18 protein-coding genes are annotated in these 25185 nt (G+C 67.8%); 13 read left to right on the top strand and 5 right to left on the bottom strand.

Annotation, left to right across the window (positions count from 1 at the left end):
* From EII34_RS04395 to EII34_RS04385, 3 genes are all read left to right on the top strand, one after another.
* Positions 1–632, top strand: a 632-nt coding sequence (locus EII34_RS04395; RefSeq protein WP_124843309.1) for a DUF3060 domain-containing protein, incomplete at its 5' end; no start/stop codon positions are given.
* A gap of 108 nt (positions 633–740) precedes the next feature.
* Entirely contained in the window at positions 741–1436 is a 696-nt protein-coding gene (locus EII34_RS04390) for a response regulator transcription factor (protein WP_124843307.1), read from the top strand.
* Positions 1433–2302: a sensor histidine kinase gene (locus EII34_RS04385; protein WP_124843305.1), complete on the top strand. Its 870-nt coding sequence runs from the start codon at positions 1433–1435 to the stop codon at positions 2300–2302. The genes EII34_RS04390 and EII34_RS04385 overlap by 4 nt, the downstream gene beginning before the upstream one ends.
* Positions 2303–2458: 156 nt before the next feature.
* Here EII34_RS04385 and EII34_RS04380 read toward each other — a convergent pair whose 3' ends face one another.
* The 4 genes from EII34_RS04380 to EII34_RS04365 all read right to left on the bottom strand — a co-directional run bounded on the left by EII34_RS04380 (position 2459) and on the right by EII34_RS04365 (position 7171).
* On the bottom strand, positions 2459–2809 hold the full coding sequence (locus EII34_RS04380; protein ID WP_221620195.1) for an Ltp family lipoprotein: 351 nt from the start codon (positions 2807–2809) through the stop codon (positions 2459–2461).
* Positions 2810–2968: 159 nt separating this feature from the next.
* Entirely contained in the window at positions 2969–3409 is a 441-nt protein-coding gene (locus EII34_RS04375; protein ID WP_124843301.1) for a hypothetical protein, read from the bottom strand.
* 160 nt (positions 3410–3569) lie between these two features.
* The gene (locus EII34_RS04370; RefSeq protein WP_124843299.1) at positions 3570–5969 is read right to left on the bottom strand and encodes a DUF4143 domain-containing protein; all 2400 of its coding nucleotides are present in this window, start codon (positions 5967–5969) and stop codon (positions 3570–3572) included.
* 92 nt (positions 5970–6061) lie between these two features.
* Positions 6062–7171, bottom strand: a complete 1110-nt coding sequence (locus tag EII34_RS04365; RefSeq protein WP_124843297.1) for a WD40 repeat domain-containing protein — start codon at positions 7169–7171, stop codon at positions 6062–6064.
* Positions 7172–7244: 73 nt separating this feature from the next.
* On the opposite strand from EII34_RS04365, the gene EII34_RS04360 reads away from it, so the two are divergent.
* The 8 genes from EII34_RS04360 (at position 7245) to EII34_RS04325 (ending at position 17890) form a co-directional block, all read left to right on the top strand.
* Positions 7245–7697, top strand: coding sequence for an HAD family hydrolase (locus EII34_RS04360; protein WP_124843295.1), 453 nt, complete (start codon positions 7245–7247; stop codon positions 7695–7697).
* Between the two features lie 176 nt (positions 7698–7873).
* Positions 7874–8626 (top strand): DeoR/GlpR family DNA-binding transcription regulator, encoded by a 753-nt coding sequence (locus tag EII34_RS04355; RefSeq protein WP_185711171.1) that lies wholly within the window; start codon positions 7874–7876, stop codon positions 8624–8626.
* A 10-nt stretch (positions 8627–8636) separates the two neighbouring features.
* On the top strand, positions 8637–10010 hold the full coding sequence (locus EII34_RS04350) for a dihydrolipoamide acetyltransferase family protein (protein ID WP_124843293.1): 1374 nt from the start codon (positions 8637–8639) through the stop codon (positions 10008–10010).
* Between the two features lie 11 nt (positions 10011–10021).
* Complete coding sequence (gene lpdA / locus EII34_RS04345) at positions 10022–11389, top strand: dihydrolipoyl dehydrogenase (protein ID WP_124843291.1); 1368 nt, start codon at positions 10022–10024, stop codon at positions 11387–11389.
* Positions 11390–11406: 17 nt separating this feature from the next.
* A complete protein-coding gene (locus EII34_RS04340) occupies positions 11407–13869 on the top strand; it encodes an alpha-ketoacid dehydrogenase subunit alpha/beta (RefSeq protein WP_124843281.1) in 2463 nt (820 codons plus the stop codon).
* A gap of 86 nt (positions 13870–13955) precedes the next feature.
* Complete coding sequence (locus tag EII34_RS04335; RefSeq protein ID WP_124843279.1) at positions 13956–15245, top strand: PHP domain-containing protein; 1290 nt, start codon at positions 13956–13958, stop codon at positions 15243–15245.
* A gap of 11 nt (positions 15246–15256) precedes the next feature.
* Complete coding sequence (locus EII34_RS04330) at positions 15257–16264, top strand: SDR family NAD(P)-dependent oxidoreductase (RefSeq protein ID WP_124843277.1); 1008 nt, start codon at positions 15257–15259, stop codon at positions 16262–16264.
* A gap of 24 nt (positions 16265–16288) precedes the next feature.
* Positions 16289–17890 (top strand): alcohol dehydrogenase catalytic domain-containing protein, encoded by a 1602-nt coding sequence (locus EII34_RS04325; RefSeq protein WP_124843275.1) that lies wholly within the window; start codon positions 16289–16291, stop codon positions 17888–17890.
* Between the two features lie 102 nt (positions 17891–17992).
* Here the strand turns inward: EII34_RS04325 and EII34_RS04320 are convergent, their stop codons facing one another.
* The gene (locus EII34_RS04320; protein ID WP_185711170.1) at positions 17993–22882 is read right to left on the bottom strand and encodes a S8 family serine peptidase; all 4890 of its coding nucleotides are present in this window, start codon (positions 22880–22882) and stop codon (positions 17993–17995) included.
* A 288-nt stretch (positions 22883–23170) separates the two neighbouring features.
* On the opposite strand from EII34_RS04320, the gene EII34_RS04315 reads away from it, so the two are divergent.
* Both EII34_RS04315 and EII34_RS04310 read left to right on the top strand, forming a co-directional pair.
* Complete coding sequence (locus EII34_RS04315) at positions 23171–24619, top strand: hypothetical protein (RefSeq protein WP_124843271.1); 1449 nt, start codon at positions 23171–23173, stop codon at positions 24617–24619.
* A gap of 116 nt (positions 24620–24735) precedes the next feature.
* A complete protein-coding gene (locus tag EII34_RS04310; RefSeq protein ID WP_124843269.1) occupies positions 24736–25161 on the top strand; it encodes a hypothetical protein in 426 nt (141 codons plus the stop codon).
* Positions 25162–25185: the final 24 nt, after the last annotated feature.

Genomic DNA, 25185 nt, shown 5'->3' with positions numbered 1-25185 from the left:
TTGATGCGAAGCCGGCGGATGCTCCGGCTCCGGAGGATCTGCAGAGCCAGTTGCCCGGGGTGGCGGTCAAGACCATCGAGGGTGAGGTCAACGTCGAGGCGAACGCCTCGAACGGGGCGACGGTCAATGCCAGCGCCGAGGGCACCGAGACGACCGGGGCCCCCTCGGAGTCCTCGAAACCGCGCGAGGCAAAGGCGGGTGACACCGAGACCGTCACGTGCGACGGCCCCCAGATGGTGGCCGCTGATGACGCCTTCGTCCAGATCGATGGTGACTGCCCGTCGATCACCATCAGTGCGAACAACGCGGACGTGTACTTCGAGGGCGCGGGTGAGCTGACCATCACCGGGAAGGACAACCACGTTGAGGGGAAGAAGGCAGGAACGGTCACCGTCAGCGAGGCCGACAACGACATCTACCTGGAAACCAGCGGTGACCTGAGGATCACTGCGGGCAAGGACAACTTCTTCAAGGCCAAGGAGACGGGCAGCATCACCGTCGAATCCGATGACAACGACATCTACGTCGGCACCGGTGGTGACCTGAAGGTCACGGGGAATGAGAACTTCATCAAGGTCAACACCAGGACCGGCACGGTGGACAACAGCGGTTCCAACAACACCATCCTCTGAGATCCTGCTCTCCGGTGGGCCATCCCAGCACCATGGGGCGGCCCACCGAGCAGTCGACATGGATTTCCCGATACGATCCGATGACCCATGGGAGCGAAAGGAGAACGGATGAGCCGGATCCTCGTCGCCGACGACGACCCCATGATCCGCAACCATCTGGCACGCATCCTCACCCGCCACGACTTCACCGCGCTCACCGCCTCCGACGGCGTCGAGGCGCTGGAGGTGGCGGAGCAGTCGAGGCCTGACCTGATCGTGCTGGATGTCATGATGCCCCGGGCCGATGGTCGGGAGGTGCTGGCCAGGCTGCGACGACGCGGTGACTGGACGCCGGTGATCCTGCTGACCGGGGTGGGGCAGTCCGGGACCCGGGCCGATGCCTTGGAGAAGGGCGCCGACGACTACCTCAACAAGCCCTTCGACCCGGCGGAGCTGGTGGCCAGGATCCGTGCGGTGCTGCGACGCGGCCAGCTGGGGCAGACCCTCTCCCACGCATCCCGGGTCAAGGGCGGTGGCCTGGAGCTGGACCGACTGGGCAAGACGGTGCAGGCGAAGGGCAAGGCGGTGCAGCTCACCCCGAAGGCGTTGGCTCTGCTGGAGTACCTCATGATCCACCACGGCGAGACCTTCAGCCGTGACCACCTGCTGCAGCAGGTGTGGGGTGTGGAGTTCGCCATCACGACGCGCGCCGTCGATCATCGCGTGGCGGAGCTGCGCAAGGCACTGGGGGTGCACGGCCTGGAGGTCATCGACACGGTGCAAGGGGTGGGGTATCGCTTCCACCCAGAGGTGAGGGCGGTGTGAGAGGACTGGGCTGGGCGTGGCTGATCGCTGCGCTGGGGCTGGTGCTGGGACTCGGCATGATGTTCGCCGGGGAGCGACGGGTGCTGCGGCTGGGTCTCGACCTGTGGGGAGTGCCGGTCATCGTCGGTGCCGTGGTGCTGATCCTCGCGTGGGGGGTGACGTGGCGTCGTGAACAACTGGAACGGGCCGTGGAGCGGGCACGCAGTGAGGCCCGGACGGCGTCCCGTGAGGAGCACAGGACCTTCGTCGGGCGGCTCGACCACGAGCTGAAGAATCCGCTCACCGCGCTTCGGATGGGGATCGCGGAGGTGCGTCCTGCCGATCTGGCGACCTCGCTGCAGGGACAGGTGGAGCGATTGTCGTCGCTGGTGGCGGAGCTGCGCAAGATCAGCGAGATCGACGCCTACCCCGTCGCGGATGAGGCGGTCGACGTGTCGGAGGTGATCGGTGAGGTGATCGAGACGGTGGTGCCGGAGGACCGTGACGTGCAGCTGGCCTTCCCGCGTGCCCCGCGTCCGCTGCCGCCGGTCAGGGGGGACCGGGACCTGGTGTTCCTGGCGCTGTACAACATCATCGGCAATGCCGTGAAGTACTCGCAGTTCGGGGCGACACTGGAGATCCGGGGCACGGAGGACCGGGGGATGGCGGTCATCGACGTCGCCGACACCGGTCAGGGCATCCGGGCCAGCGAGGTGGAGCAGGTGTGGGGAGAGCTCTCCCGCGGCAAGGACGTGCGCCACATCCCGGGCAACGGCCTGGGCCTGCCGATGGTGGCGGCGGTGCTGCGGCGGCTGGGTGGTGAGTGTGAGCTCAGCTCCATCCACGGCAAGGGAACGACGGTGCGGATCCGTCTGCCGCTGGCGTGAGCGGCGCGGAGGCGCTGCGACGGCGCGCGACGACTCCGCTGGGCGCGGCAACCCAGGCACGCTCAAAGGGGTACGAATCGCCGTTCTGCTTGCGCGAGACCCCGGTGAAACGTTTCAGGGTCAAGCAACCTGCCAGTTCGTGCACGCCCTCCGGGGTCAGAGGTTCGCGATGGCGTAGTCGGCCTCGTCGGGGGTGAACATCTCGCCGTACTCGGAGACCAGCTGCGCGCGGATCGCGGCGGGCTCCATGGCCATGGTGTCGCGGTAGCTGACGGCGGCCTTGAGGGCCACGGCCCGCCAGTCGACCTTGACGTGCTCGACGGCGTAGCGTGCGGCGTCGGCGGGAAAATGATCCCCCTGCTCGGAGGTGAGCTGGTTGAACAGGCCCCGCTTGCTCAGGGGGTGGAAGCCGAGGTAGACCGCGGCCTTGGCCAACGCGGCCCGGTGGGTCTCGGGCAGGGGTCCGTCGAACTGTGGTGGCGTCGGTACGGTCATGGCACCCCTCATGCTGGAAACCTGCTTCTGTCTTCTGTGGTCACACTTTCGGCCAGGAACGGTTTGAATATAGCTCGCTGATGCGTCTGAGGGAAACCGGGAGGCCTGCTCAGGGGGCTTCATCAGGTGAGCGATCCGGGCGCACCGGGCTGGAAAGACGGTGGAGGCGTGTCAGCCCCGGGGCCTCCGCAGGGGCTGTCCGTGCTCGTCGACCCGCACCCAGGAGCCGCCCAAGGGGCGCAACTCAGCCGGATCGAAGTAGGAGGGGTCCTGCACGGTGATCTCCCACTGCTGCGAGTCGAAGACCTCGATCTGGAGAACGGTGCTCGTCTCGTCGCCGTCGAGATGTCCTCGCAGGGTCAGCTCGTTGCACTGGGTGGCCCATTGGGCACATTCCTCAATGGTGTCCCAGTCGAGGTCGACCGTGGACTCCTCTGCCTGGTTCAGGATTTCCCTGATCCTGCTCGGAGTTCCTTCTCTCGTCACCACCCAGGAATTGCTCATCTCCCAGGTGAGACCGAATGGGCGAATGGCAGGAATGATGTCAGCAAGGTCGATGAACCGGTCACCATGTTGTGTCGGAACGTCGAAGCGAAGCTTTTTCTCACTCATCGGCTTTCCTCTCTGGTTGTTCCCTCCGGCCCTCAGGGCTGTAATCGATCCAGCATAGACGAGTGCGACGTGGCTGGTGTGGATTCCGGCGAACGGCCCCGAGATCCCGGCCAGCGGGAGCAGGGGCACGCACGATCCCCCGAGCAGGGCGACATCTGGGTCATCGCAGGTGCCGCTGCCAGAGTTCCGCCGCTTTCTCGATGCTTCGGAAGGTCTGCAGGGCGGCTTCCACACTCCTGCTCAGCGGTTTGAGGGAGCGGGACATCAGGGCGAGGGCCTGGACCCGCTTCGAGATCGTCTCGAGTTCCACGTGCTCGGTGTGGTGCAGAACTGCCAGCAGTTCCTCACGGAGGGAGGGCAGAGCCTCTGCCGCCGCAGGGTGAGTGGCGGTTCTGACCACCTGGTCCAGGGCTTTCTCCAGATCGCGCCACGAAGCCGAAAGAGCACTGTTGGTTTCGTCGAGGTGCGTGCGTCTCGGTTCCAGCCGGTGGGTGATGCTGGTGAGCGTTGATGACTGGGGAGGGCGTCCCTGTGGGAGGGAATTGAACTTCGCGGTGAAGTCCTGGAACAGCTCCCGGAGGGCCTGGTCGAACTCCGAGGCGCGTGCTGTGAACCGGGGCATGAGAACGTCGTGAATTCGCTCCTGGAGCTCCAGCAGGCCGTCCTCATCGTCCTGCTCCGACGCCTCCGATGTGCTCTCCGCGGGTGGAGGTGCGGAATCGAACGCGTCGACCCGTTTGGCCAAGGCCTTGGCCACGGCCTGAGCGGTCCTGCGGAACTGTGAGGTACCCACCTCCAGCTCCTCCAGCGGGTGCTCAAGGGTGAGCCACTGACGCTCCGACATGGTTTCGCGAATCTGGGCCACCCCCGGGTCGCCCGCGACGTCGGGGCGGTTCCACCTGGGGTCCTTGACCAGCAGGGCCAGGATGCCGTCATGACCCTTGGTGGCCTCCCCGGCTCTGAACTCCAGGAACTCCTCACGGCAGACCTTCGAGCGGATGTAGCTGGGCGTGACCATGGCCAGCAGGAAGTTGGCGCGGGCCAGCTCCGTGGTCAGCCTGTTGCGCCACCGCTCCCCCCAGTTGATGGAGCTCCGATCCACGATGAGCTCCAACGAGGTCCCCGTCTCGGTCTGGTATGCCTTGGCCACCTGTTCGGCGAAGCTCACCAGCAGCCCATCGAACGTCTCGTCGTCGTTGTGGACGTAGCTGAGGAACACCGATGGGGTGTCGGGGGCGGGGGCGGTCACGGTGATGATCTCCTTACCGGTTGTGGATTGGGGGGTGCTGGACCACGCGCTCGGGTCGGTGAGGGCGCTCAGGGGCAGCGCCCAGATGTCCTCATCGAGCTGTTCCATCGCGGAACCGGTGTGAACCACGAATCCACGGTGCAGGCCGCCGTTGTCACGCAGTGCCCGCAGGCCCTTGAGGTCCTTCGGCGCGACGGCGGAGGCCAGCTTCACCTCGACGCCGACCCGGCGTCCGGTGCCATCCAGCAGGACCGCGTCCACCTCGTCGCCGGTCTTGTTGTCCCGCCAGTAGAAGAGCTGGCTGGGGACCTCGGTCCAGCCGAGTGACCCCATGAGCTGCTGCACGACCCAGGACTCGAGCACCTGCCCCAGAGCTTCCGGGGAGTCCGCGACGTCGTGGCCGGAGCGGGAGAGGACCTCGCAGGTGGCGGAGGTGTCGGTGGCGTGGACCTTCGGCATCACCCGGCTGGCCCGTGCCACACCGGCGCGGAGATTGTGCAGCTGGGTCAGCAGGAAGCGGCGTTCCAGCAGCTGGACGTATCGGGAGACCGTGCGCTGGTCCAGGTCGAGCCCCTGACCGAGGCGGGTCGCGTTGAACTGTCCTCCAGGGATGCGCAGGACGGCGTCCAGGACGGCCTGGGCGATTCCCACGTCCAGCCGCTCACCGGGGAGGAGCTGATCCCCGAGCAGGGCAAGGGTGTCGGAGCGGACGCGGCTCTCCAGGGCGCTGCGCGTCAGGGGAATGGCGGGGAGACAGTAGGAGGGCATCCCGCCGGTACGCACCAGGGCGACGAGATGTCGTTGGGTCAGGGCGCGCAGCTCGCTGGTTTCCAACGGGGCGTCGAAGAGAAGATCGATCAGGCTGGGGATGGTCCGCTGTGGCGAGGCGGTCAATTCGAAGGAGGTGAAGGGGTGCAGACGTAGCCGGGTGGACCTGCCCACCAAGGGATCGCTCCCTGCCATGGTGCCGCGCCCGACGGAGGCGGAGCCGGTCAGGAGCAACTGATGTTCCTCGGGCAGCCGATCCACCAGCTCCTTGGCCGCCCGGGTGAGGTCGGGGACCAGCTGGGCCTCATCCACGATGGCAGGGCGTGCCAGGCCCTCGAGCCAGCGCATCGGCTCAGCGGCGGCGCGGGCGCGCTCAGCGGGATCGTTGAGACTGCGGTAGGAGCGGTACTGCCCCTGGTCCTGCAGGTGACGCACCAGGGAGGACTTGCCCACGGCGCGACGCCCCTCGAGGATCAGCACCTTGTGGCTGGCGTGTTGCGGGAGGGCCTGCTGCAGTCCGCGGTTCCGGTACCTGAACGACATGGAAAAATCCTACATCGCATGTAGGAATTTTCCGACATGAGATGTAGGAAAATTCAGGTTTTGGCTTCTTCTTCAGCCTCGCCCGGTAGCGTTCAGTCCGGCTCCACCACGGCCCATCCGTTTTTGAAGCCCAGCAGCAACCGCCCCTCCGGGGCCGCGTGGACCGTGCGGATGTCGCGGACGCGCCATCTCAGCGTGGGGTGGAACGTCGTGATCGGATCGGACCAACCTCCGGTGGCGGTGTCGAGGAAGCGGAGCTCGCTCGCGAAGCAACACGCCCACATCGACCCTCCCGAGCCCGGGAGAACCACCAGCCATCGCACATCCCCCGTTGCCGGGTGATCGGCTCGGAGCACGACCTCGCCGTCGCGCAGCCTGCGTCCTTCCAGCACAGAGTCGTTACGGACGGTCACGGCCACCGCGCCACCCACGTGAGGGTCGTCGGCGAACAGGAACGGTGACGTGGACTCCCACAGCATTTCAGTCCTGCCCGCCTCGGGCTGCCAGGACATCACTGTTTCCGGGTTCTGTTGATGCACCAGGGCAAGGCGAAGAAACCCCTCGTGATCCCGGTATCCCTGGACCGTCACGGGGTCGACCCCTCCCTCGTGAACGTCTCCGAGCCGCGAGCCGGTCAGGTCCCACAGAGCCACCTCGCCCCAGCCCGAGGTGACGGCCACCAGCTCGGCGCTCCTGGCATCCGGCAGCGCCCAGACCTGCCACGCGGAATCCATCGGGACGGTGAGTGGTGGAAGAACCATCACGCCTGTCGCGGGATCGACCATCAGAAGTTCTTTCTCCGTGACGACACCGAGACGGGACGCGCCACTCGAGGTCCGGAACACCTCCAGGTCCTCGACCAGCGGACTCACGGGGTGTGATCTGCCCTCAAGGCACCACCGTCGGTAGCCGGTTCCCAGGTTCCAGCACTCGACGCTCCCGGAGTCGGTGGGCACGACGGCATGAGGAACGGAATCGATGGTCACGACCGCCAGGAGGTCCTCCCGATCCGCGGGCGTGATGGCCGGGTCGTGGCCTCCAGGCCCTGTCGGCTCCCGGAGGTCATTCCCCGTGAGGACATCCCGCACCCGAATCCAGCCGCCGCGATCCAACGTCACCGTACACACCCGGTCATCCAGCACGCATGAGGCGACGTTCATCACCGTCGGGTCCTGCTCGAAACACCTGATCCGGGGCATCACCTCGACAGCCTATGACGTGGTGTGCACCAACTTGCAGGTTGCTTGCTTGTGAAACGTTTCAGGTAGCGCGTCATTGAAGCAGAACGGCGATTCGTGCCTGCTGGGGGCTCGTGTGATCGAGCGGGTTCGGGTGGTCGTGCTGTCCAACGCGCCGGTGGAGATGGCGGCTGCGATGGAGGGTGCCGACTGGCGAGCGGATGTCGACGACCTCTTCGTCCCGGGTCCGCTCCGGCTCATGAGACCCGACCCGGAGTTCTGTCGCCTCGTCGCCGAACGGGTCGGCCCGAGGCCCGCCTTCATCGACGATCGCGAGCCGAACGTCGTCGCTGCCCGGGAACTCGGCTGGCAGGCGCACCTGTGGGTCGACGACGCCGACACCCGGGCCTGGCTCACTGAACTGGGTGTCCTGTCCTGGGTCCCCGGTCCGCCTGTCCTGGGTCTTGATTGCCTGTCTTGTTCCGGTTTGCCTGTCTTATTGGACAGGCAATTCGATTTAAGGCAGGCATTTCCTCCTCAAGACAGGTGAACCCGTCACAAGGCAGGCAAACCGGCGCCAAGATGGGCGAACCCGGGGCGGGGTCGTGGGTGGTGGGGGAGGGGAGTGCGGTTTCGATCAGAACTTTCGATCTGCTTCTTGACCTTCCGATCTTGTGCGGTATTGTAGGAACAACGAAAGTGTTTCGTAAGTGAAGGAAAGCCACGATGACTGTGGAGCGGGCAGATCGCGAGACCGCGATCCTGGCGAAGCTGGCCGACGACGGGTCGCTCAGCGTCGCCGCACTGGCCACCGACTTCGGGGTCTCCGAGGTCACCATCCGCGGCGACCTGCGCTCCCTCGAACAGCAGGGCATGCTGATCCGCACCCGCGGCGGGGCCCGTCCCATCACCTGGCAGGGCATCCTGCAGCGGCAGAAGATCAACGTCGAGGCCAAGGAACGCATCGCCCAGGAGGCGGCCTCGCTCATCGGCAACGACGACACCGTCATGATCGAGGCCGGCACCACCGCCGCGCTCATCGCGCGACACCTCACCAACCGGCGCGGCGTCCAGGTGGTCACCAACTCCACCCTCGTGTTCGCCAACGCCCGCCAGAACCCGGCCCTCAACATCATCCTCACCGGCGGGGTCTACCGGCCCGAGTCCGAATCCCTCGTCGGCCCCCTGGCCGAACGCGCCATCGCCGACTTCAACACGCGCATCGCCTTCCTCGGCACCGACGGCTTCTCCCCGGAACGAGGCCTGACCACCCGCTTCGTCGAAGGGGCGCAGGTCTCCACCCTGATGCGGGAACGCGCGGAGGAGACCTGGCTCGTCGCCGACTCCTCCAAGTTCGGGCAGGCCGGTTTCGTCACCTTCCTGCCCCTGGATGCCATCACCGGCATCATCACCGACTCCGGTCTCGCGGACGACGCCGCTGAGGCCCTGACCGAACACACCCAGCTGAGAATCGTCTAGGAGAGATCAAATGGCCACCGTCATCGTCATGCCAGCCCTCGGGAACAGCGTCGAGTCCTGCCTCATCGTGTCCTGGGCCGTGAAGGAGGGCGACACCATCGCGGAGAACAGCGTGCTGTGCGAGGTGGAGACCGACAAGGCCGCCATGGAGGTGCCCGCCACCGCCGCCGGAACCGTGCTGAAGCGGCTGTGGGAGGAGGGCGACGACGTCCCCGTCATGCAGCCCCTCCTGGTGGTCGGCGAACCCGGGGAGGACCCGGCCCCGGCGCTGGCCGAGGCGGGCTTCGGCGACGCCGCACCCACCCCTGCCCCCGAGGAGGCCCCGGCTGAGACCCCCGCAGCCGAACCGACCCCTGCCGCAGCCATTCCCGCCGCCCCGGTCGGCGACGCCCCCGGTGCCAGCCCCCGCGCCCGCAACCTCGCCGCCGCCGAGGGGATCGACCTCGCCTCGGTGCCTGCAGGAACCGGGCCCGAGGGCCGCATCATCGCCCGCGACGTCGCCGCCGTCGCCGACGGCACCACCAAGGCCGCCGCCCGTGCCGGGGCGACCGCCGGTGAGGGCACCGGACTGGGCGGACGCGTCTCCCAGGCCGATCTCGCCGGTTCCGCCACCGACGCCGCTCCGGCCGCCCCGACCTCGGAGGCCGCCAAGCCCGCCGTCGTCAGCACCGAGACCGACTTCCCCGGCCCCAGCACCCAGACCCCGCTCAAGGGCATCCGCAAGGTCATCTCCGAACGGATGATGCACTCGCTGGCCAGCTCCGCGCAGCTCACCTACACCGCCACCGCCAGGGCCCAGGGCCTGCTCGACCTGCGCAAGAGGCTCAAGGCCTCCGACCCGGCGCTCGGCCTGACCAAGGTGACCATCGGCGACCTCGTCGGCTTCGCCGCCGTCAAGACCGCCGCCAAGCACCCCAGCCACAACGCCCACCTCGAGGACGGGGTGCTCACCACCTTCGAGCGCGTCCACCTGGGATTCGCCTGCGACACCCCGCGCGGCCTGCTGGTCCCCACCGTGCGCGACGCCTCCCGGATGACGCTCGGCCAGTTCTCGGCGGTCTCCAAGGAACTCGCGGCCCAGGCCATCGAGGGCAACATCAACCCCGACCTGCTGAGTGGCGCCACCTTCACCGTCTCCAACCTCGGTGGCTTCGGCATCGAGTCCTTCACCCCGCTGCTCAACGTGCCGCAGACCGCCATCCTCGGGGTCGACGCCATCGTCCCGCGTGCCTGGGTCAACGAGAAGGGCAAGACCAAGGTCGAGCAGCGCATCGGGCTGTCCCTGACCGCCGACCACCGGGTCATCGACGGTGCGGACGCCGCCCGCTTCCTGGCCGATCTCGTGGCCTTCATCGAGAACATCGAATTCACCGTGATGCTGTGAGAGGAACTGACATGACCAACTACGACGTCATCGTCCTGGGCGGCGGCCCCGGCGGCTACATCGCCGCTGAGCGGCTCGGCCACGCCGGGAAGAAGGTGCTCCTGGTCGAGGCCACCGCACTCGGTGGCACCTGCCTCAACGTCGGCTGCATCCCCACCAAGACCCTGCTGGGGGCCGCCAAGACCTACGACCACGCCGTCCACGGCGCCCAGTTCGGCGTCCACGTCGACGGGGCCCGCATCGACTGGCCCGCCCTCCAGAAGTGGAAGGACAAGGTGGTGGCCACCCTCGTCGGGGGAGTCGGCGCCACGGAGAAGAAGGCCGGGGTCACCGTCATCCACGGCCACGGTCACTTCGACGGTCCGGGCAAGGTCACCGTCGACGGCACCACCCACACCGCCACCCACGTCATCCTCGCCACCGGTTCGGTGCCCGTGATGCCGCCGATCCCCGGGGCCACCGACAACCCACGGGTCATCGATTCCACCGGCGCACTGTCCCTGCCCGAGATCCCGAAGCGTCTCGCCGTCATCGGCGGCGGTGTCATCGGTGTGGAGTTCGCCTCCCTGTACTCGATGCTCGGCACCGAGGTCACCGTCATCGAGATGCTGCCGGAGATCATCCCCTTCGCGGACGACGACGTGGCGGCCCAGCTCCGCAAGGCCCTCGACAAGGTCACCTTCAAGCTCAGCTGCAAGGTCACCGCCATCGACGGTGGCACCGTCCGCTGGACCACCGCCGACGGCGCGGAGGAGTCAGTCGAGGCCGACCACGTGCTCATGGCGGTCGGTCGCAGACCTGCCGTCGAGGGCTGGGGCGCGGAGCACACCGGGCTGGAGTTCTCACCGCGTGGGATCGTCGTCGACGACCGGATGCGCACCAACCTGCCAGGTGTGTGGGCCATCGGCGACGTCACCGGCCGCAGCCTGCTGGCCCACGCCGCCTACCGGATGGGTGAGGTGGCCGCCGCCAACATCATCGACCCCGAGGCCCACCGGCGCGGCGAGGTGATGCGCTGGCACACCGTGCCATGGGCCGTCTACACCGCCCCCGAGTGTGCCGGAATCGGGCTCACCGAGGCCGCGGCGAAGAACCAGGGCCGCAAGGTGATCACCGCCAGCGTCCCCGGCTACATGTCCGGCCGCTTCGTCGCGGAGAACGGGCTCAGTGCCCCCGCCGTCGCGAAACTCATCCTCGACGCGGAGACCCGCCAGGTGCTCGGCATCCACGTCCTCGGCTCGTACGCGGCCGAGATGATCTGGGGTGCCTCCGCCGTGCTGGAGACCGAACTGGATCTCACCGACCTGCGCCAGTTGGTCTTCCCCCATCCCACCGTCAGCGAACTCATCCGAGAAGCAGCTTGGGCCGCGAAGGCCTGAGAACCGAAAGAAAGATCATGACCAAATCCCTCATCGTCGATCCGAGCAACGTCCGCGCCACGTCGGTCATCCAGGCCCCCGAGGTGCCCGTCAACGCCTACCAGCCCAACTTCAAGGCGGAGCTGAAGCGTTACGGCAAACAGGGCCTCATCGACATCCTCCACGACATGATCGCCATCCGGCAGTTCGAGACCATGCTGGATGCGATCAAGAAGACCGGGGCCTGGAACGGCGTCGAGTACAACCACCGCGGCCCCGCCCACCTCAGCATCGGGCAGGAGTCCGCGGTGGTCGGCCAGGCCTCGCAGCTGAGCCCCGACGACTTCCTGTTCGGCTCCCACCGCAGCCACGGTGAGATCCTCGCCAAGTGCTTCTCCGCGGCCCGCAAGCTGGACCCGGAGCGCCTCGAGGAGATCATGAAGACCTTCCTGGACGGTGAGACCCTGGGGCTGGCCGAGCAGATCGGGCACGAGGACCTCGCCGAGCTGGCCGAGAACTTCATCGTCTACGGCACCGTCGCGGAGACCTTCGCCCGCAGCGCGGGCTTCAACCGGGGACTGGGCGGCTCGATGCACGCCTTCTTCGCCCCCTTCGGCTCCATGCCGAACAATGCCATCGTCGGTGGTTCCGCCGACGTCGCCACCGGATCGGCGCTGTTCAAGCGGATCAACAACCAGCCCGGCATCGTCATCGCCAACATCGGTGACGCCTCCATGGGCTGCGGCCCGGTGTGGGAGGCCATGATGATGGCCGCCATGGACCAGTACCGCACCCTGTGGCAGGACGGCGTGAGCGGCAACCCGCCGATCTGGTTCAACTTCTTCAACAACTTCTACGGCATGGGTGGCCAGACCTCCGGCGAGACCATGGGCTACGACATCCTGGCGCGGGTCGGCATGGGTGTGAACCCGGAGGCGATGCACGCCGAGCGGGTCGACGGCCTCAACCCGCTCGCCGTCGCCGACGCCGTGAACCGCAAGCGGGAGCTGCTGGAGTCGGGCCGTGGCCCGGTGCTGACCGACACCATCACCTACCGTTTCTCCGGGCACTCGCCGTCGGACGCGTCGTCGTACCGCACCCGCGAGGAGGTCGAGCTGTGGGAGGCCCACGACTGCGTCAAGACCTACTCCGAGTACCTCATCAAGAACAAGGTGCTGACCGAGGGCGAGATCGACGACATCCAGGCGAGGTTCGACGAGCGGCTGACGAAGATCATCGCGCTCGCCACCAAGGACGAGGACGTCTCGCCGCGGGTCCACATGGACTTCATCGAGACCGTCATGTACTCGAACGGCAACAAGCCCTCACTGGACGAGTCGCGTGAACCGCAGCTCAGCGAACCCTTGGCCGAGAACGCCCGGGTGAAGTCGCTGGCCAACAAGGCCCGGTTCCACAAGGACGCCTCCGGCAAGGTGGTCTCCAAGGTCAAGGCCTTCTCCTACCGCGACGCGATCTTCGAGGCCGTCGCCCACGCCTTCGCCACCGACCCGACGATGGCCGCCTGGGGTGAGGAGAACCGCGACTGGGGTGGTGCCTTCGCCGTCTACCGTGGCCTGACCGAGCTGCTGCCCTACCACCGGCTGTTCAACTCTCCCATCTCCGAGGCCGCGATCGTCGGCGCCGGGGTCGGCTACGCCCTCTCCGGTGGGCGTGCCCTGGTGGAGCTGATGTACTGCGACTTCCTCGGCCGCGCCGGGGACGAGATCTTCAACCAGGCCCCGAAGTGGCAGGCCATGTCCGGTGGGCTGCTGGAGATGCCGCTGGTGATGCGCATCTCGGTGGGCGCCAAGTACGGTGCCCAGCACAGCCAGGACTGGGCGGCGTTCTGCGCCCACATGCCCGGGCTGAAGGTCTACTACCCGGCCACCCCCTACGACGCCAAGGGCATGATGAACCTGGCGCTGCGCGGCACCGACCCGGTGGTGTTCTTCGAGTCCCAGATGCTCTACGACGTTGCCGAGCAGTTCGTCGCCGACGGTGTGCCGGAGGGCTACTACGAGGTCGAGGAGGGCCAGCCGGTGATCCGTCGTGAGGGCAGCGACCTCACCATCGCCTGCATCGGCCCCACCCTGTACCGGGTGCTGGAGGCCGCCGACCAGCTGGAGGCCACCTACGGTGTCTCCACCGAGGTCATCGACCTGCGCTTCATCGCCCCGCTGAACCTCGATCGTGTCGTCGAGTCGGTGAAGAAGACCGGACGACTGCTGCTGACCTCCGACGCGGTGGAACGTGGCTCCTTCCTGCATGACGTGGCCAGCAAGATCCAGACCCTGGCCTTCGACCACCTCGACGCCCCGGTCACCGTCGTCGGGTCCCGCAACGCCATCACCCCGGCGGCGGAGCTGGAGAAGGAGTACTTCCCGCAGCCCGAATGGATCATCGACGCGGTCCACGAGCGCATCCTGCCGCTGAAGGGACACGTGCCCAGCAGCAACCAGACCACGGCTGAGCTGGCCCGCCGGGCACGTCTCGGTCTGTGACAGATGTCCGCCGGGCCGGGTCCACGCACACCCGGCCCGGCGGTCCACACCTCCACCCACGGCATCCATCCGCACCAAGGACCCCCATGCATGTGACCAACGATCCCCAACGTTCCCCACAGGAGCGCCTCGAGGCACTCCGTGCCGTCGCGGCGAGCGAGACCTTCCCCGAGTGGGTGGTCGAGTCCAACAACCACATCCACACGTGCTACTCGTTCAGCCCCTACACCCCGACCGGGGCCGCGCTCGCGGCCAGGCGGGCCGGGCTGCGCGTGGTGGGTTCCGTCGACCACGACTCGATCGCCGCCGCCGACGAGATGACCCGCGCCACCCGTATCCTCGGGATGGGATCGGTCACCGGTTTCGAGTGCCGGGCCTTCTTCGGCGACGGTTTCGAGGATCGCAAGCTCAACAACCCCGACTCCAAGGGCATCGCCTACATGACGGTCCAGGGTGTGCCCGCGCCGTCGCGGGAGAAGGTGGAGCAGTGGCTCGCCCCGAGACGGGAGGCGCGGCTGGAGCGGACCCTCCGGATGGCGGCGGCGGCCAACGAGATCCTCACCGGTCTCGGGCTCGCCCCCTTCGATCCCCAGACCGACATGGTGGCGCGCAGCCAGTACCGTGACGGCGGTGGCATCACGGAGCGGCACCTGCTGGCCGCGATGGCCGATGCACTGATCGCCGGTTTCGGCCGTGGTGAGGCCCTGCTGACCGGGCTGAAGGGCATGGGGCTCACCGTGCCGACCAAGCTGGCGGGAATCCTCGGTGACGAGGACAACCCCCACCTGACCTTCGATCTGCTGGGGGTGCTCAAGGCCGAGTACCTGGGCAAGATCTACATCCAACCCACCACCGAGTGCCCGAGTGCCGTCGAGGTCGTCGAGCTGGCCGACTCCGTCGGGGCGATCGCCACCTACGCCTACCTGGGCGACGTCTCCGCCTCCCCGACCGGCGACAAGAAGGCCGAGAAGTTCGAGGACGAGTTCCTGGACGAGTTGTTCGTCGGTATGGCCGAGCGAGGGCTCAGGGCCGTGACCTACATGCCACCGCGCAACACCCCGGAGCAGATCGAGCGCATCCACCAGCTCTCCGTGCAGCACGGCATGCTGGAGATCTCCGGGGTGGACATCAACACCCCGCGGCAGGTCTTCACCTGCCCGGAGCTGCGGGACCCGGGGCTCGCCGACCTCAACGAGGCCACCTGGGCGCTCGTCGCCCACGAGGCGCTGGCCTCGATCGACCCGTCGGTGCACCTGCTCGGAGAGGGACGCCTGGCCCCGGAGCAGCTGGCGGAGCGCATCCGCACCTTCGCACCCCTCGGACGTGACCACGCCGACGGTGCCGAGACCGGCGACCTCCTCACCCGCCTCAACTGAAAGGAACCCTCATGAGCAACACGGCACGTATCCGGGGGGCCTTCCTCAACGCCCTGGGCCGCCCCGTCATCCTCAGACGACGTGACGCCGAGCCGACCCTGGAGCTGGGCCCCGACCTCGCGGTTCCCGCAGATCTCAGCCTTCCCGCCGTCGTCCGGGTGGGCGAGGAGACCTTCGAGGTCACCGCACCCAGCCGTGGCGAACGCGAGATCAGTGGTCGTGTCGCGCTGGTCACCGGTGGCGCGCAGGGCTTCGGGGCGGAGATCGCCAAGGGGCTGGTCGAGCAGGGATGCTTCGTCTTCATCGCCGACCTCAACGGCGAGGGAGCCGCCGCGAAGTGCGACGAGCTCGGGGCGGAGGTCACCCACCCGATCACCGTCGACGTCGCCGACGAGGAGTCGGTCGCCGCGATGGCCGACGAGGTGGAACGGGTCACCGGCGGACTGGACCTGGTGATCTCCAACGCAGGGATCGTCCGGGCCGGATCCGTGCTGGAGCAGGACGTCGCGAGTTTCAAGCTGTCCACCGACATCAACTACGTGGCGTTCTTCCTGGTCACCAAGCACCTGGGGGCACTGCTCGCCCGTCAGCACGAGACCGCCCCGAACTGGCTGACCGACATCATCCAGATCAACTCGAAGTCCGGGCTGGTCGGTTCCAACAAGAACGGTGCCTACGCGGGGTCGAAGTTCGGCGGCATCGGCCTGGTGCAGTCGTTCGCGCTGGAACTGGTGGAGCACGGCATCAAGGTCAACGCCGTGTGCCCCGGCAACTTCTACGACGGCCCGCTGTGGTCCGACCCGGACCGCGGGCTGTTCGTGCAGTACCTCAACTCCGGCAAGGTACCGGGCGCCAGGACCGTCGCCGACGTCAAGGCCTTCTACGAGGCGAAGGTCCCGATGCGACGCGGCACCACCGGCATCGACGTGCTGCGCGCCATCTGCTACATCGTCGAGCAGGCCTACGAGACCGGCCAGGCCGTGCCGGTCACCGGCGGCCAGGTCATGCTCAGTTCCTAGCCAGAGCCCTTCAAGGAGAGAATCATGAGTGAGCTTCCCGCCACCCAGTACGCCATCCAGATCGTCGGCAAGGACGAGTTCATCCTCAACCCCGCCAAGGAGGTCGACCCCGTCGGGCCGCACCAGATGATGCTCCAGGTGGAGGCCTGCGGCATCTGCTTCAGCGACACCAAGCTGCTGCACGCCTTCGACACCCACCCGCGCAAGGCGGAGGTGATCTCAGGGATCACCCCTGAGGCGCTGGCCGAGATCCCGAACTACCGTCCCGGCACCCAACCGACGGTGCCCGGCCACGAGCCGGTGTGCCGGATCATCCAGGTCGGGGACCAGGTCACCCACTTCAAGGTCGGCGACCGGGTGCTGGTCCAGGCGGACTGGAAGCACCTGCGCACCCCGGCCTCGAACGGGGCGTTCGGGTACAACTTCGACGGGGCGCTGCAGGAGTACGTCGTCGTCGATGAGCGCTGCGTGGTCGCCCCGAACGGGGAGGAGTTCCTGATCCACGTCTCCGACGGGCCATCTGCCGCCGCCGTCGGTCTCATCGAGCCGTGGGCCACCGTCGAGGGCTCCTATGCCTGGGCCGAGCGCAACCACGTCGCCGACGGTGGACGGTTGCTGGTCGTCGGTGAGGGCGAGCTCGGGGCGCTGCTGGAGACGCACACCCCGGCGGAGGTCGTGAAGGTCACCGCCAACGAGCTCGACGGTCTCACCGGCCAGGCCTTCGACGACATCGTCTTCTTCGGCTCGGACGCGGACGCCGTCGAGAAGGCCGCGAAGCTGCTCGGCATGCGTGGCACCTTCTGCCTGGTGCTGGGTGGGGAGACCCTGGAGCGCAAGGTCTCGTTGGACATCGGCCGGGTCCACTACGACTTCATCCGGTTCTGCGGCACCACCGGGGACGACCCCGTCGAGGGCTACAGCTGGATCCCGGAAACGGGTGAGCTGCGCGAGGGGGACAAGGTGGCCATCATCGGTGCCGCCGGTCCGATGGGGCAGATGCACACGATGCGGGCCGTGACCTCCGGGGTGCCCGGCATCACCGTCGACGGCACCGACCTCAGCGACGAGCGACTGGCGGGCCTCCAGGCCGTCGTCGGTCCGGTGGCGGAGGCGAAGGGGGTGCCGCTTGCGATCATCAACACCGGGAACACGCAGCTGGTCCCCGGGTACACCCACATCTCCTGCATGGTCCCGGTGCCCGCACTGGTCTCGCAGGCGGTGGATCTCGCGGCCGAGGGGGCGATCCTCAACGCATTCGCGGGCATCCCGGCCGGGACCTACGGCGACTTCGACCTGCAGGGCATCGTGGAGCGTCGCATCTTCATGCTCGGCACCTCCGGCTCGGACGTCTCGGACATGCGCACGGTGCTGCGGAAGATCGAGGAGGGGATCATCGACACCACGATCTCCCTCGACGCGGTGACGGGCATGGCCGGTTTCGCCGACGCCATCGGCTCGGTCATCAACCGCACCTCGGGAGGCAAGATCATGGTCTTCCCGATGCTCCACGACCTGGAGCTGACACGTCTTGTCGACATGGAGACCAAGCTCCCGCACGTCGCGGCGAAACTGAAGGACGGCCGCTGGACGAAGGAGGCCGAGGAGGCCCTGCTGGCAGGCGAGTGACCAGATCCGTCCTTCCTCCCAGGGCACCGACCCGACCAGTGGTGGGAGGACAAGGAACCCGGCCCGGTCAGCGGAACGTCGCGCTGACCGGGCCGGGTTTTCTCACCTTCCGGTGCTGGGCAGACCAGGCCTTGTCACCGGCAGCACCGGCTTCATCGGCTTCTGGGGCTTCCCGCCCCCGCCCGGGGTTCCCGGCAGTCCCGGGGCCTCAGGGGTACCCGGGACCCGGATCTGCAGGGTGATGGTCACGACCCGTCGGGTGGTGTTCCCGGCGGAGTCGGTGGCGCTCAGCTCCAGCTCGGTCGCGTGGCCGGGGACCAGCGTCGTCGCGTCGAAGACCAGCTCCAGGGCTCCGTCCTCCGGGTCGGTGGCCTGGTAGGCCTCACGGATCGCCTGCCTCGGATCCTTGCCCGCCTCGACGGTCACGGTGTCGGGACCGGTGATCGTGGGGGGTTCGTCGACGTTCACCACCGACGAGGCCACGGCGCTGTTCCCGGCCTTGTCCCGGGCGACGGCGGAGATCGTGTGCCGTCCGGAGGTGAGATCGGGCAGGTCCTTCAACCGCAGGGTGACCTGCTTGGAGGTCTCAGCGATCCCTTCGGAGCCAGTGGTGCTGCTGACCACCTCCTCCTGCCGGTACTCGGTGTGTCCTGCCCTCGGATGTGGCACCAGGGCGACCACCTCCGTCGCCACCTCGCGATCGTCGAGAAGGACCGTGAGGCTCTCCAGGTGCTCATCGGTGGCGGTGACGGTGAACTCGGCATCACGCCCGAGGGTGCGTGCCTGATCGTCGATGCCGACCTTCGGGGCGGTGTCGTCCAGCACGACGGGCACCTGCTGCTCGAACCCGTTGCCCATGCCGTCCTTGAGGCTCAGGAGCATGGTCTGGCCGCCCTTGGCACCGGGGACGGTGGTGCTGAACGGAAGGCGGTTGTCCGCACCGGAGTCCCACAGGTTCTCGAACTCCTCGACCACGTTGCCGTTGACCTCGAGCCTGTACCCGAACTCGTTGTCCCAGACCTCACCGGAGAGCTGGATGTCGCTCGGCTGCTCCCTGAGGTAGATCGCCCCGTCGGCATGGAGCCGAGGATCCACCGTGAGGTCGATACCCGGCAGCGCACGGTCGTAGACCATCCGCCAGGATCCCTCGATCCGTTCCCCGTTCTTGGCGACCGCGACGTAACCGACCCGGTTGATCGCGTTGCTCAGGTCGATCGGGATGGAGAATCGCAGCTCGTCGTCCAGTTCGACGTCCTTGCCGCCCACCTGGAACGACCTCGGCTCCTCGGAGAGCCTGCCCGTCACGGTCAGGCGTGCCGCCAGCTCGCCGGGCTGGGCGTCCTGGTTGACGATCTCCAGGTTCTGGAAGGCGGGATTGACGAGGTAGGCGGACTGACCGAACCGGCCGCCCCGCATCATCGGGTCGTCGAAGATGGCGTGCAGGCCCTCCTGCGACGCGCGTCCCGCGATGGGCCAGGCCTTCGCGGCGGAGTTGGCGTAGTCCTCCCGTTGCTTGTACGTGGATGCGTGGTCGAGGGCCACCAACACCAGGAAGGACTGCTGCTCGGTCGGGGTGAAGACGTGCGTGAACCGCCCCTCGTCGTCCAGGGTGATCTCCTCGAGCCCGTTCTCGAGCAGGGCCACATCGGTCGGAGCGGCGAGGTCGTCGCTCACCCGGCCACTGATGGTCACCGTCCCGTCCGGGGCCGGTACCAGCTCTCCGTTCTCGTTGAGCGGGGCCGAGGTGATCTGCAGGGTCGGTGGGGTGGTGTCGTACCCCAACCAGTGGTCGGTACGACCCAGCTCATCCCCGTTGGCGGAGTGGGCGACGAAGTCGAGCTCGGTCCTGCCCGGCGTCAACGGGACCAGCACCCGCGCCCTGCCCTCGGTGATCTCGACGGGGGCACCGTTCCACTCCACCCGGGCCACCCCCGGGGCCACGACGAGGTCGATCACTGCCTTGCCGTCGATGATCTCCGGGTGCAGGAAGGGCACGGAGTCCTTCCCGATCCAGCGATCCACCTTGTGGCTGTTCAGGACCCTGATGGGACGGGTCTGGTAGAAGTCGCGCAGCTCCGTGGTGTTGCCGGCCTTGTCCATGGCGAGGATCTCGACGTAGGAGTCGCCGCCCGCGATCGCGGCCGGGATGGTGAAGGTGTAGGTGCCCGGGGAGGTGATCGTCGGCTCGAACACCGTCGCGCTGGCCGCGTCCCTGGCGAACACCCCGGCGGGGTTCTCCAGACCGGAGCGGTCATCCGACGCGGTCACGGTGTACAGGCGGGACCCGTCGGGCTGCGGCACGACGGTGAACGAGGCCTCGGGAGCGACGGTGTCGATGCCGATGGACAGCTCCGTCACCTGCCAGTCGAAGTCCTCGGACAGACGCGAGCGGATGCGGTAGCGGTAGGTGCCGAGATCAGCATCAGGGACCTTCTCGAAGGTGGCGGTGTCGGGATCGTAGAGGGTGCCGTCCCAGGCCTGGTTCGTCGCTCCCTCGGCCGCGGACTGGATCGCAGGCGGAACCAGGCGCAGCGGCAGTCGGCTCATGTCGCGTTCGGTGCCGAAGCTTCTCACCACGGCGCCGTCCTTGACCACCTCGAACTGGATCTCACCGGCGGAACGCAGCAGCATGTACAGCGGGAACAGTTCGTCGAAGAAGCCGTCACCGTTCGGGGACATCCACTGTGATGAGGTCTCGGTGTGGCCCAGGGGTCCGTAGAGCTGGGTCAGGTTGGCCTGGTCCGGGCCCAGGACCCCGTCCAGGACGGGGGTCCTCCCGTCCTGCCGTGGATGGTCGATGATCGGTTCGGCGTTCCAGTCGCCGACGAAGCCGAGGTAGGGGATGGCCAGGTCGGGCTGGTCGTCCTCGCCCGAGTCGAGGGTGGCCCACCCCTGGATCCAGTGCCGCTCCGAGGTGTCGGGGGTGAGGGTGTAGTCGAGCGTCGCGGTGCCACCGGCCGGGACGGTGACGCTGCGGACCTGTGGGCTGAGCTCCTCGGTGTCGTGGCATCCGGTGGTGTTGGCCTCGCCCGCCTGCTGGCTCTCGGTGACCACGCAGGTCGCGCCGGTGGTGAAGGTGTGGTCACGGTCGTCACGGTTGGTGAGGGTCACGGTGAAGGTCCGGGGTCCGTCGACCTGGCGCAGGGCGATCGTGGGGTGGCCGTCGACCGTGGCGAACACCCGGGTGTTGACGGCGTCGACGGTCTGGATCAGACCGGCCCCGATCTGACGGGGTGCGTAGGGCTGGCCGGGGCTGTGCTCCAGGATCTTCGCGGTGTTGGAGAAGGCCGTGCGGAGCAGCTGGTTTCGTTCGCCCGCCGTGAGATCCGGGTACATCTCCCGGTACTTCGTCAGGGCGAGGGCGAAGGCGCCCGCCACATGGGGTGCGGCCATGGAGGTTCCGGACTCCTCCAGGTAGGCGTTGTCGTTGATCGTCGAACGCACGTTGCCGCCGATTCCTGCCAGCTGCGGCTTGAAGTCCAGCTCCGGGGTGGCTCCCCAGGAGCTGAAGTCGGAGGCCCGCAGGGTGGGGCTGAGCTCCAGCAGCCTGGTCTTCCCGGTCAAGGTGATCCGGGCAGTTCCGTCGTTGTTCGCGATGGCCTGTTTCAGTTGCTCGCCCACCGAGTGGAACATGAACGCCCCGGGAATGGTGAAGTCCTGCAGACCTGACATCCCCGTGAAGTTCTCACCGCCAGCGGCGTTGTTGTAGACGATGACGCCGATGGCCCCGGCCTCGACGGCGTTGGTGAACTTGTCGGTGAAGGACACCTCGCCACGCTCGATGAGGGCGAAGTTGCCGGTGGTGTGGGCCGGGAAGTCCTCCGGGCGTCCGAATCCGGCGAAGACGATGCCGTGTTCCTGCTCGTCGGTCCGGCCGATCTGGAGCTTGTAGGGAAGCTCCACCGGCCCGTTCGCGGTGTTCACCGTCGCGAGGGTGGCCAGGCTGTGGCTGTTGTCCACCGACGCGATGGACAGGGCCTCGGTCGTCGAGGCCGGGTTGCCCATGGTCCCGTCGTCGAGCATGGAGCTGTGGTCGACGGTGCTCCCGTTCGAGGAGCCGTTCAGGCCGTCGTTGCCGGCGGCGACGATGACCTGGACACCGGCGGCCTGGGCGGCGGCGATCGCCCTGCCCTGCCCGATGGAGGACTCGTTGGTGCCGTTGGCGGCGCCCAGCGACATGTTAATGATGTCGGCCCCCATCGTCACCGAGTCCTCGATGGCGGCGATGATGTCATCCTCCTTCGCGCCCCCCTGGGCCGGATCGTTGGAGAACACCTTCATGGCCAGCAGCTGGGCATTGGGGGCGATGCCGTTGATCCGACCGTTGGTGGTGACGTCAGCATCCGGGCCGCCGTTGGCCGCGACGATCCCGGCGACGTGCATGCCGTGCATCGAGGCGGTGGCGTCGACGAAGTTGGAGTTCTGGTCGGCGTAGTTCCAGCCGTAGGGCACCTTCGCCGTGGCGTGCTCGCCCTGGGGGGTGAGCTTGGTCGCCACGCCGTCGTCGAGCCGCATGTCCTGGTGTGTCGGGTCGATGCCGGTGTCGATGACGGAGACCACGATGCCGGCGCCGTCGACACCCAGGTCGGTCCGGGCGGCAACACTCTGGGTGAGCTCGCCTGCGGTCTGCATCGAGGTCTGGTAGGTCTTCACCTTCTGGACCGTCTCGACGTCCGGGTCGGCGGCCAGGGCCCGGAGCCGACTCTTCGGGAGGGTGGCGGAGAACCCGTCCACCAGGTGGCCGAACCTGCGGCGGACGTCGAACCCCTCGACGCCGGCCCAGCGGCCGAGCACCCGGTCCAGGGCCTCTTCCTGCTTCAGCAGGACGATCACGTGCTGGGGTTCGTCAGGGCTTCCCGGGCCGGTCCCCGGCACAGCGGGGGTCTCGCTCCGAAACGGTGGTGGCGCAGGGGGTTCCTCGGCCACGGCGGATGGGCTCACCAGGGTGAGCAGCAACGACAGGGCAGCTGTCGTCACCAGGGCTTTCCTCATTGATCGTCCTCGGGGTCGGGGCCCAGCGGTTGGGCCTGAAGGTCGCGTCATCCTAACAACGCCGACTCGTGGGAGGAAGGGCTTGTCCAAGCCCTTCACCTTTGGCCAGGAACTGCTTCTCGGGCCCATTCCGAGGGGGTCTCCGCGCATCGTCGCACCCCCGTGAAGTGGCAGTCGGCCACAAGGATGACACCCGGTTCGTGGTATCCCATCCGATCGGCCACCTCGGGATGACTGCCACACTTGCGACGTGCGGACGCGACGGCGTCCCCGTGGTGAGGAGGAAACGTGTCTGATCTTGGTCTCCAGGAGCTGGTCGGGTGGGTCGAGCACTCAGGGACCCTGTCGCAGTTCATGCACCGCCCGCTCGGTGAGGAGATCGTCGCCGCGTATCGAAGGCATGCGCGGCGACTCCACCCCCGGCTCCACATGGCCGGGCTCTCGGCCAGAGGGGCGGTGCTCGCGCTGCGTTGCGACGGTGCGCTGACCCACGTGCTGGCCGGGATGAGGGCATCCGGCCGCAACGAGTTCCTGGCCGAACCCGAGGCGTGGGAGTCCTGGGTCCAGCTGTGCTCGTCACGCGGCGCCCAGTGGACAGAACGGCTCGTCGCAGCGGCGGGAGGCGGTGACCTCGATGCCCATCCCCTGCTGGAGCGACTGGTCACCGAGCACGGGTTGTCCGAGCCGGGATGGTTCCGGCTGGCCCGGCTCGGGCACCCGGACGGCGTCGGGGTCGTGCCCGAGGCCGGTGACGAGGTGCTGTGGTACCGACATCTGCTGGAGGCCCTCGACGCCATGCCGCAGGCGGAACGCGCGGAGACCGGAGCCGCCGTCGTCGAGGCGTTGACCGACCACTCGACATGGCACCCCTGGCACCTGGGGGACTGGGCGGTCCCACTGCTGGTGCGGCTGGGTGCCACGGAGGAACAGGTCCTGTGGCGACCCCGTGAGTGGCCGGTGTCGGTCACGGCTGGAGAACGCGAGCGGTACCACGACGAGTTCCTGGCCGCCGTCGTGGAGCGCGGTCACGGATTCGCGGCGGAGGTCGTCGCGGTGGCCGAGGGTGATCCCTTGGCCCTGCGTGGTGCCCTCGACCTGGTGGAGCTGCTCGTCCACCACCACGACCTCCCGTTGCCCACGCGGCGGGAGTACTGGAAGGCGTGGTGGCGCGACTCGTCCACCCCGAAGGTCGGGCGACGGTGGCAGGAGCAGTTCCTCGCCGCCTGCGCGGTCCGGGATGCCATGGCGCCCTTCGCGGAACCCGAGGAACGCATGCGTGAGGTCGAGGATGCGGCCGTAGCGGTCCGCACCGCCGGGGAGGTCGATGATGCGGCCCTGACCGGCGCGCTCATCGCGGTGTGGGAACGCGGGGACCGGGTCTCCTCGCAGCGGGCCGTGGTGCAGTGGGTCCAGGCGCTCGCTCTGGCGGATCGCCTTCGTGTCGAGCGTGCCCGGCTCATCGCGGTCCTGCCCGTGCTGGACGGGGTGGCCGTGACCTTCGTGACCGAACTGCTGCTGACCCTGGACCTGGACGAGGCCGAGCTGACCGAGATCGCCCTCGTCGTGCTGCCCCACGGCTCCCGAGCGGTTGTCCGCAAGGTGCTGGGGGCCCTGGAGGGGATCGAAGCGGTGTCCGGGGAACTCGTCGAGACCGTCGCGATGGTGGCGGACGGAGCGGATGTCCGAGCAGCGCAGCAGGCGCGGGTACTCATCGAGATCTGGGGTGGGAACGGCTGAACACGTTCCGGTGAGTCAGACTTTTGGCCATCACATCGGGTGGAAGTTCGACCTGGCCAAAAGGCCAGCCGAGTCGTCGAACCCGTCGGGGTGTCCCGCCCTTAGCCTCGCTGAACATGACTGGATTCCATGCGGCCCTGGCCACACTTGCGCCCTTCCCCAGCGAGGCCTCGAGGAAGGAGGACGAGGCCTACCGGTTGGTCTACCGGCGGTGGACCTCGACGGGGCCGCTCGGTTCCCGGGAGTACACGGTGGAGGGGAACCGGGTGCGGCTGGTGGAGGTGGACTCCGCGGACCGTGTCGTGCAGGACAAGGTGCGGCTGCTCAGCTCCACCGAGCAGGACAGGGCCTCCCGGTTGGCGGAGGAGACGCTGCGTGACATCCGTGACCGCGGGGAGGAGGACCCCTCGGCCTGCGAGCTTGCCATCATCCGTGACTTCAGTGACCCGGCTGAGGGGCACTACCTGCGCAGTGGCGACGCCGCCGAGTCCTCGCTGGTCAGGCTGGAGCGCATCCTGCGTGGTGAACCGCTCGCCAGCTGATCGGCCCAGCGTCGACCAGAACTG

The sequence above is a fragment of the Arachnia propionica genome, from assembly GCF_003859805.1.
Classification (GTDB): domain Bacteria; phylum Actinomycetota; class Actinomycetes; order Propionibacteriales; family Propionibacteriaceae; genus Arachnia; species Arachnia propionica_C.
Note: the sequence above shows the minus strand (reverse complement) of the source record. Positions and strands in the feature narration are given on the sequence as shown.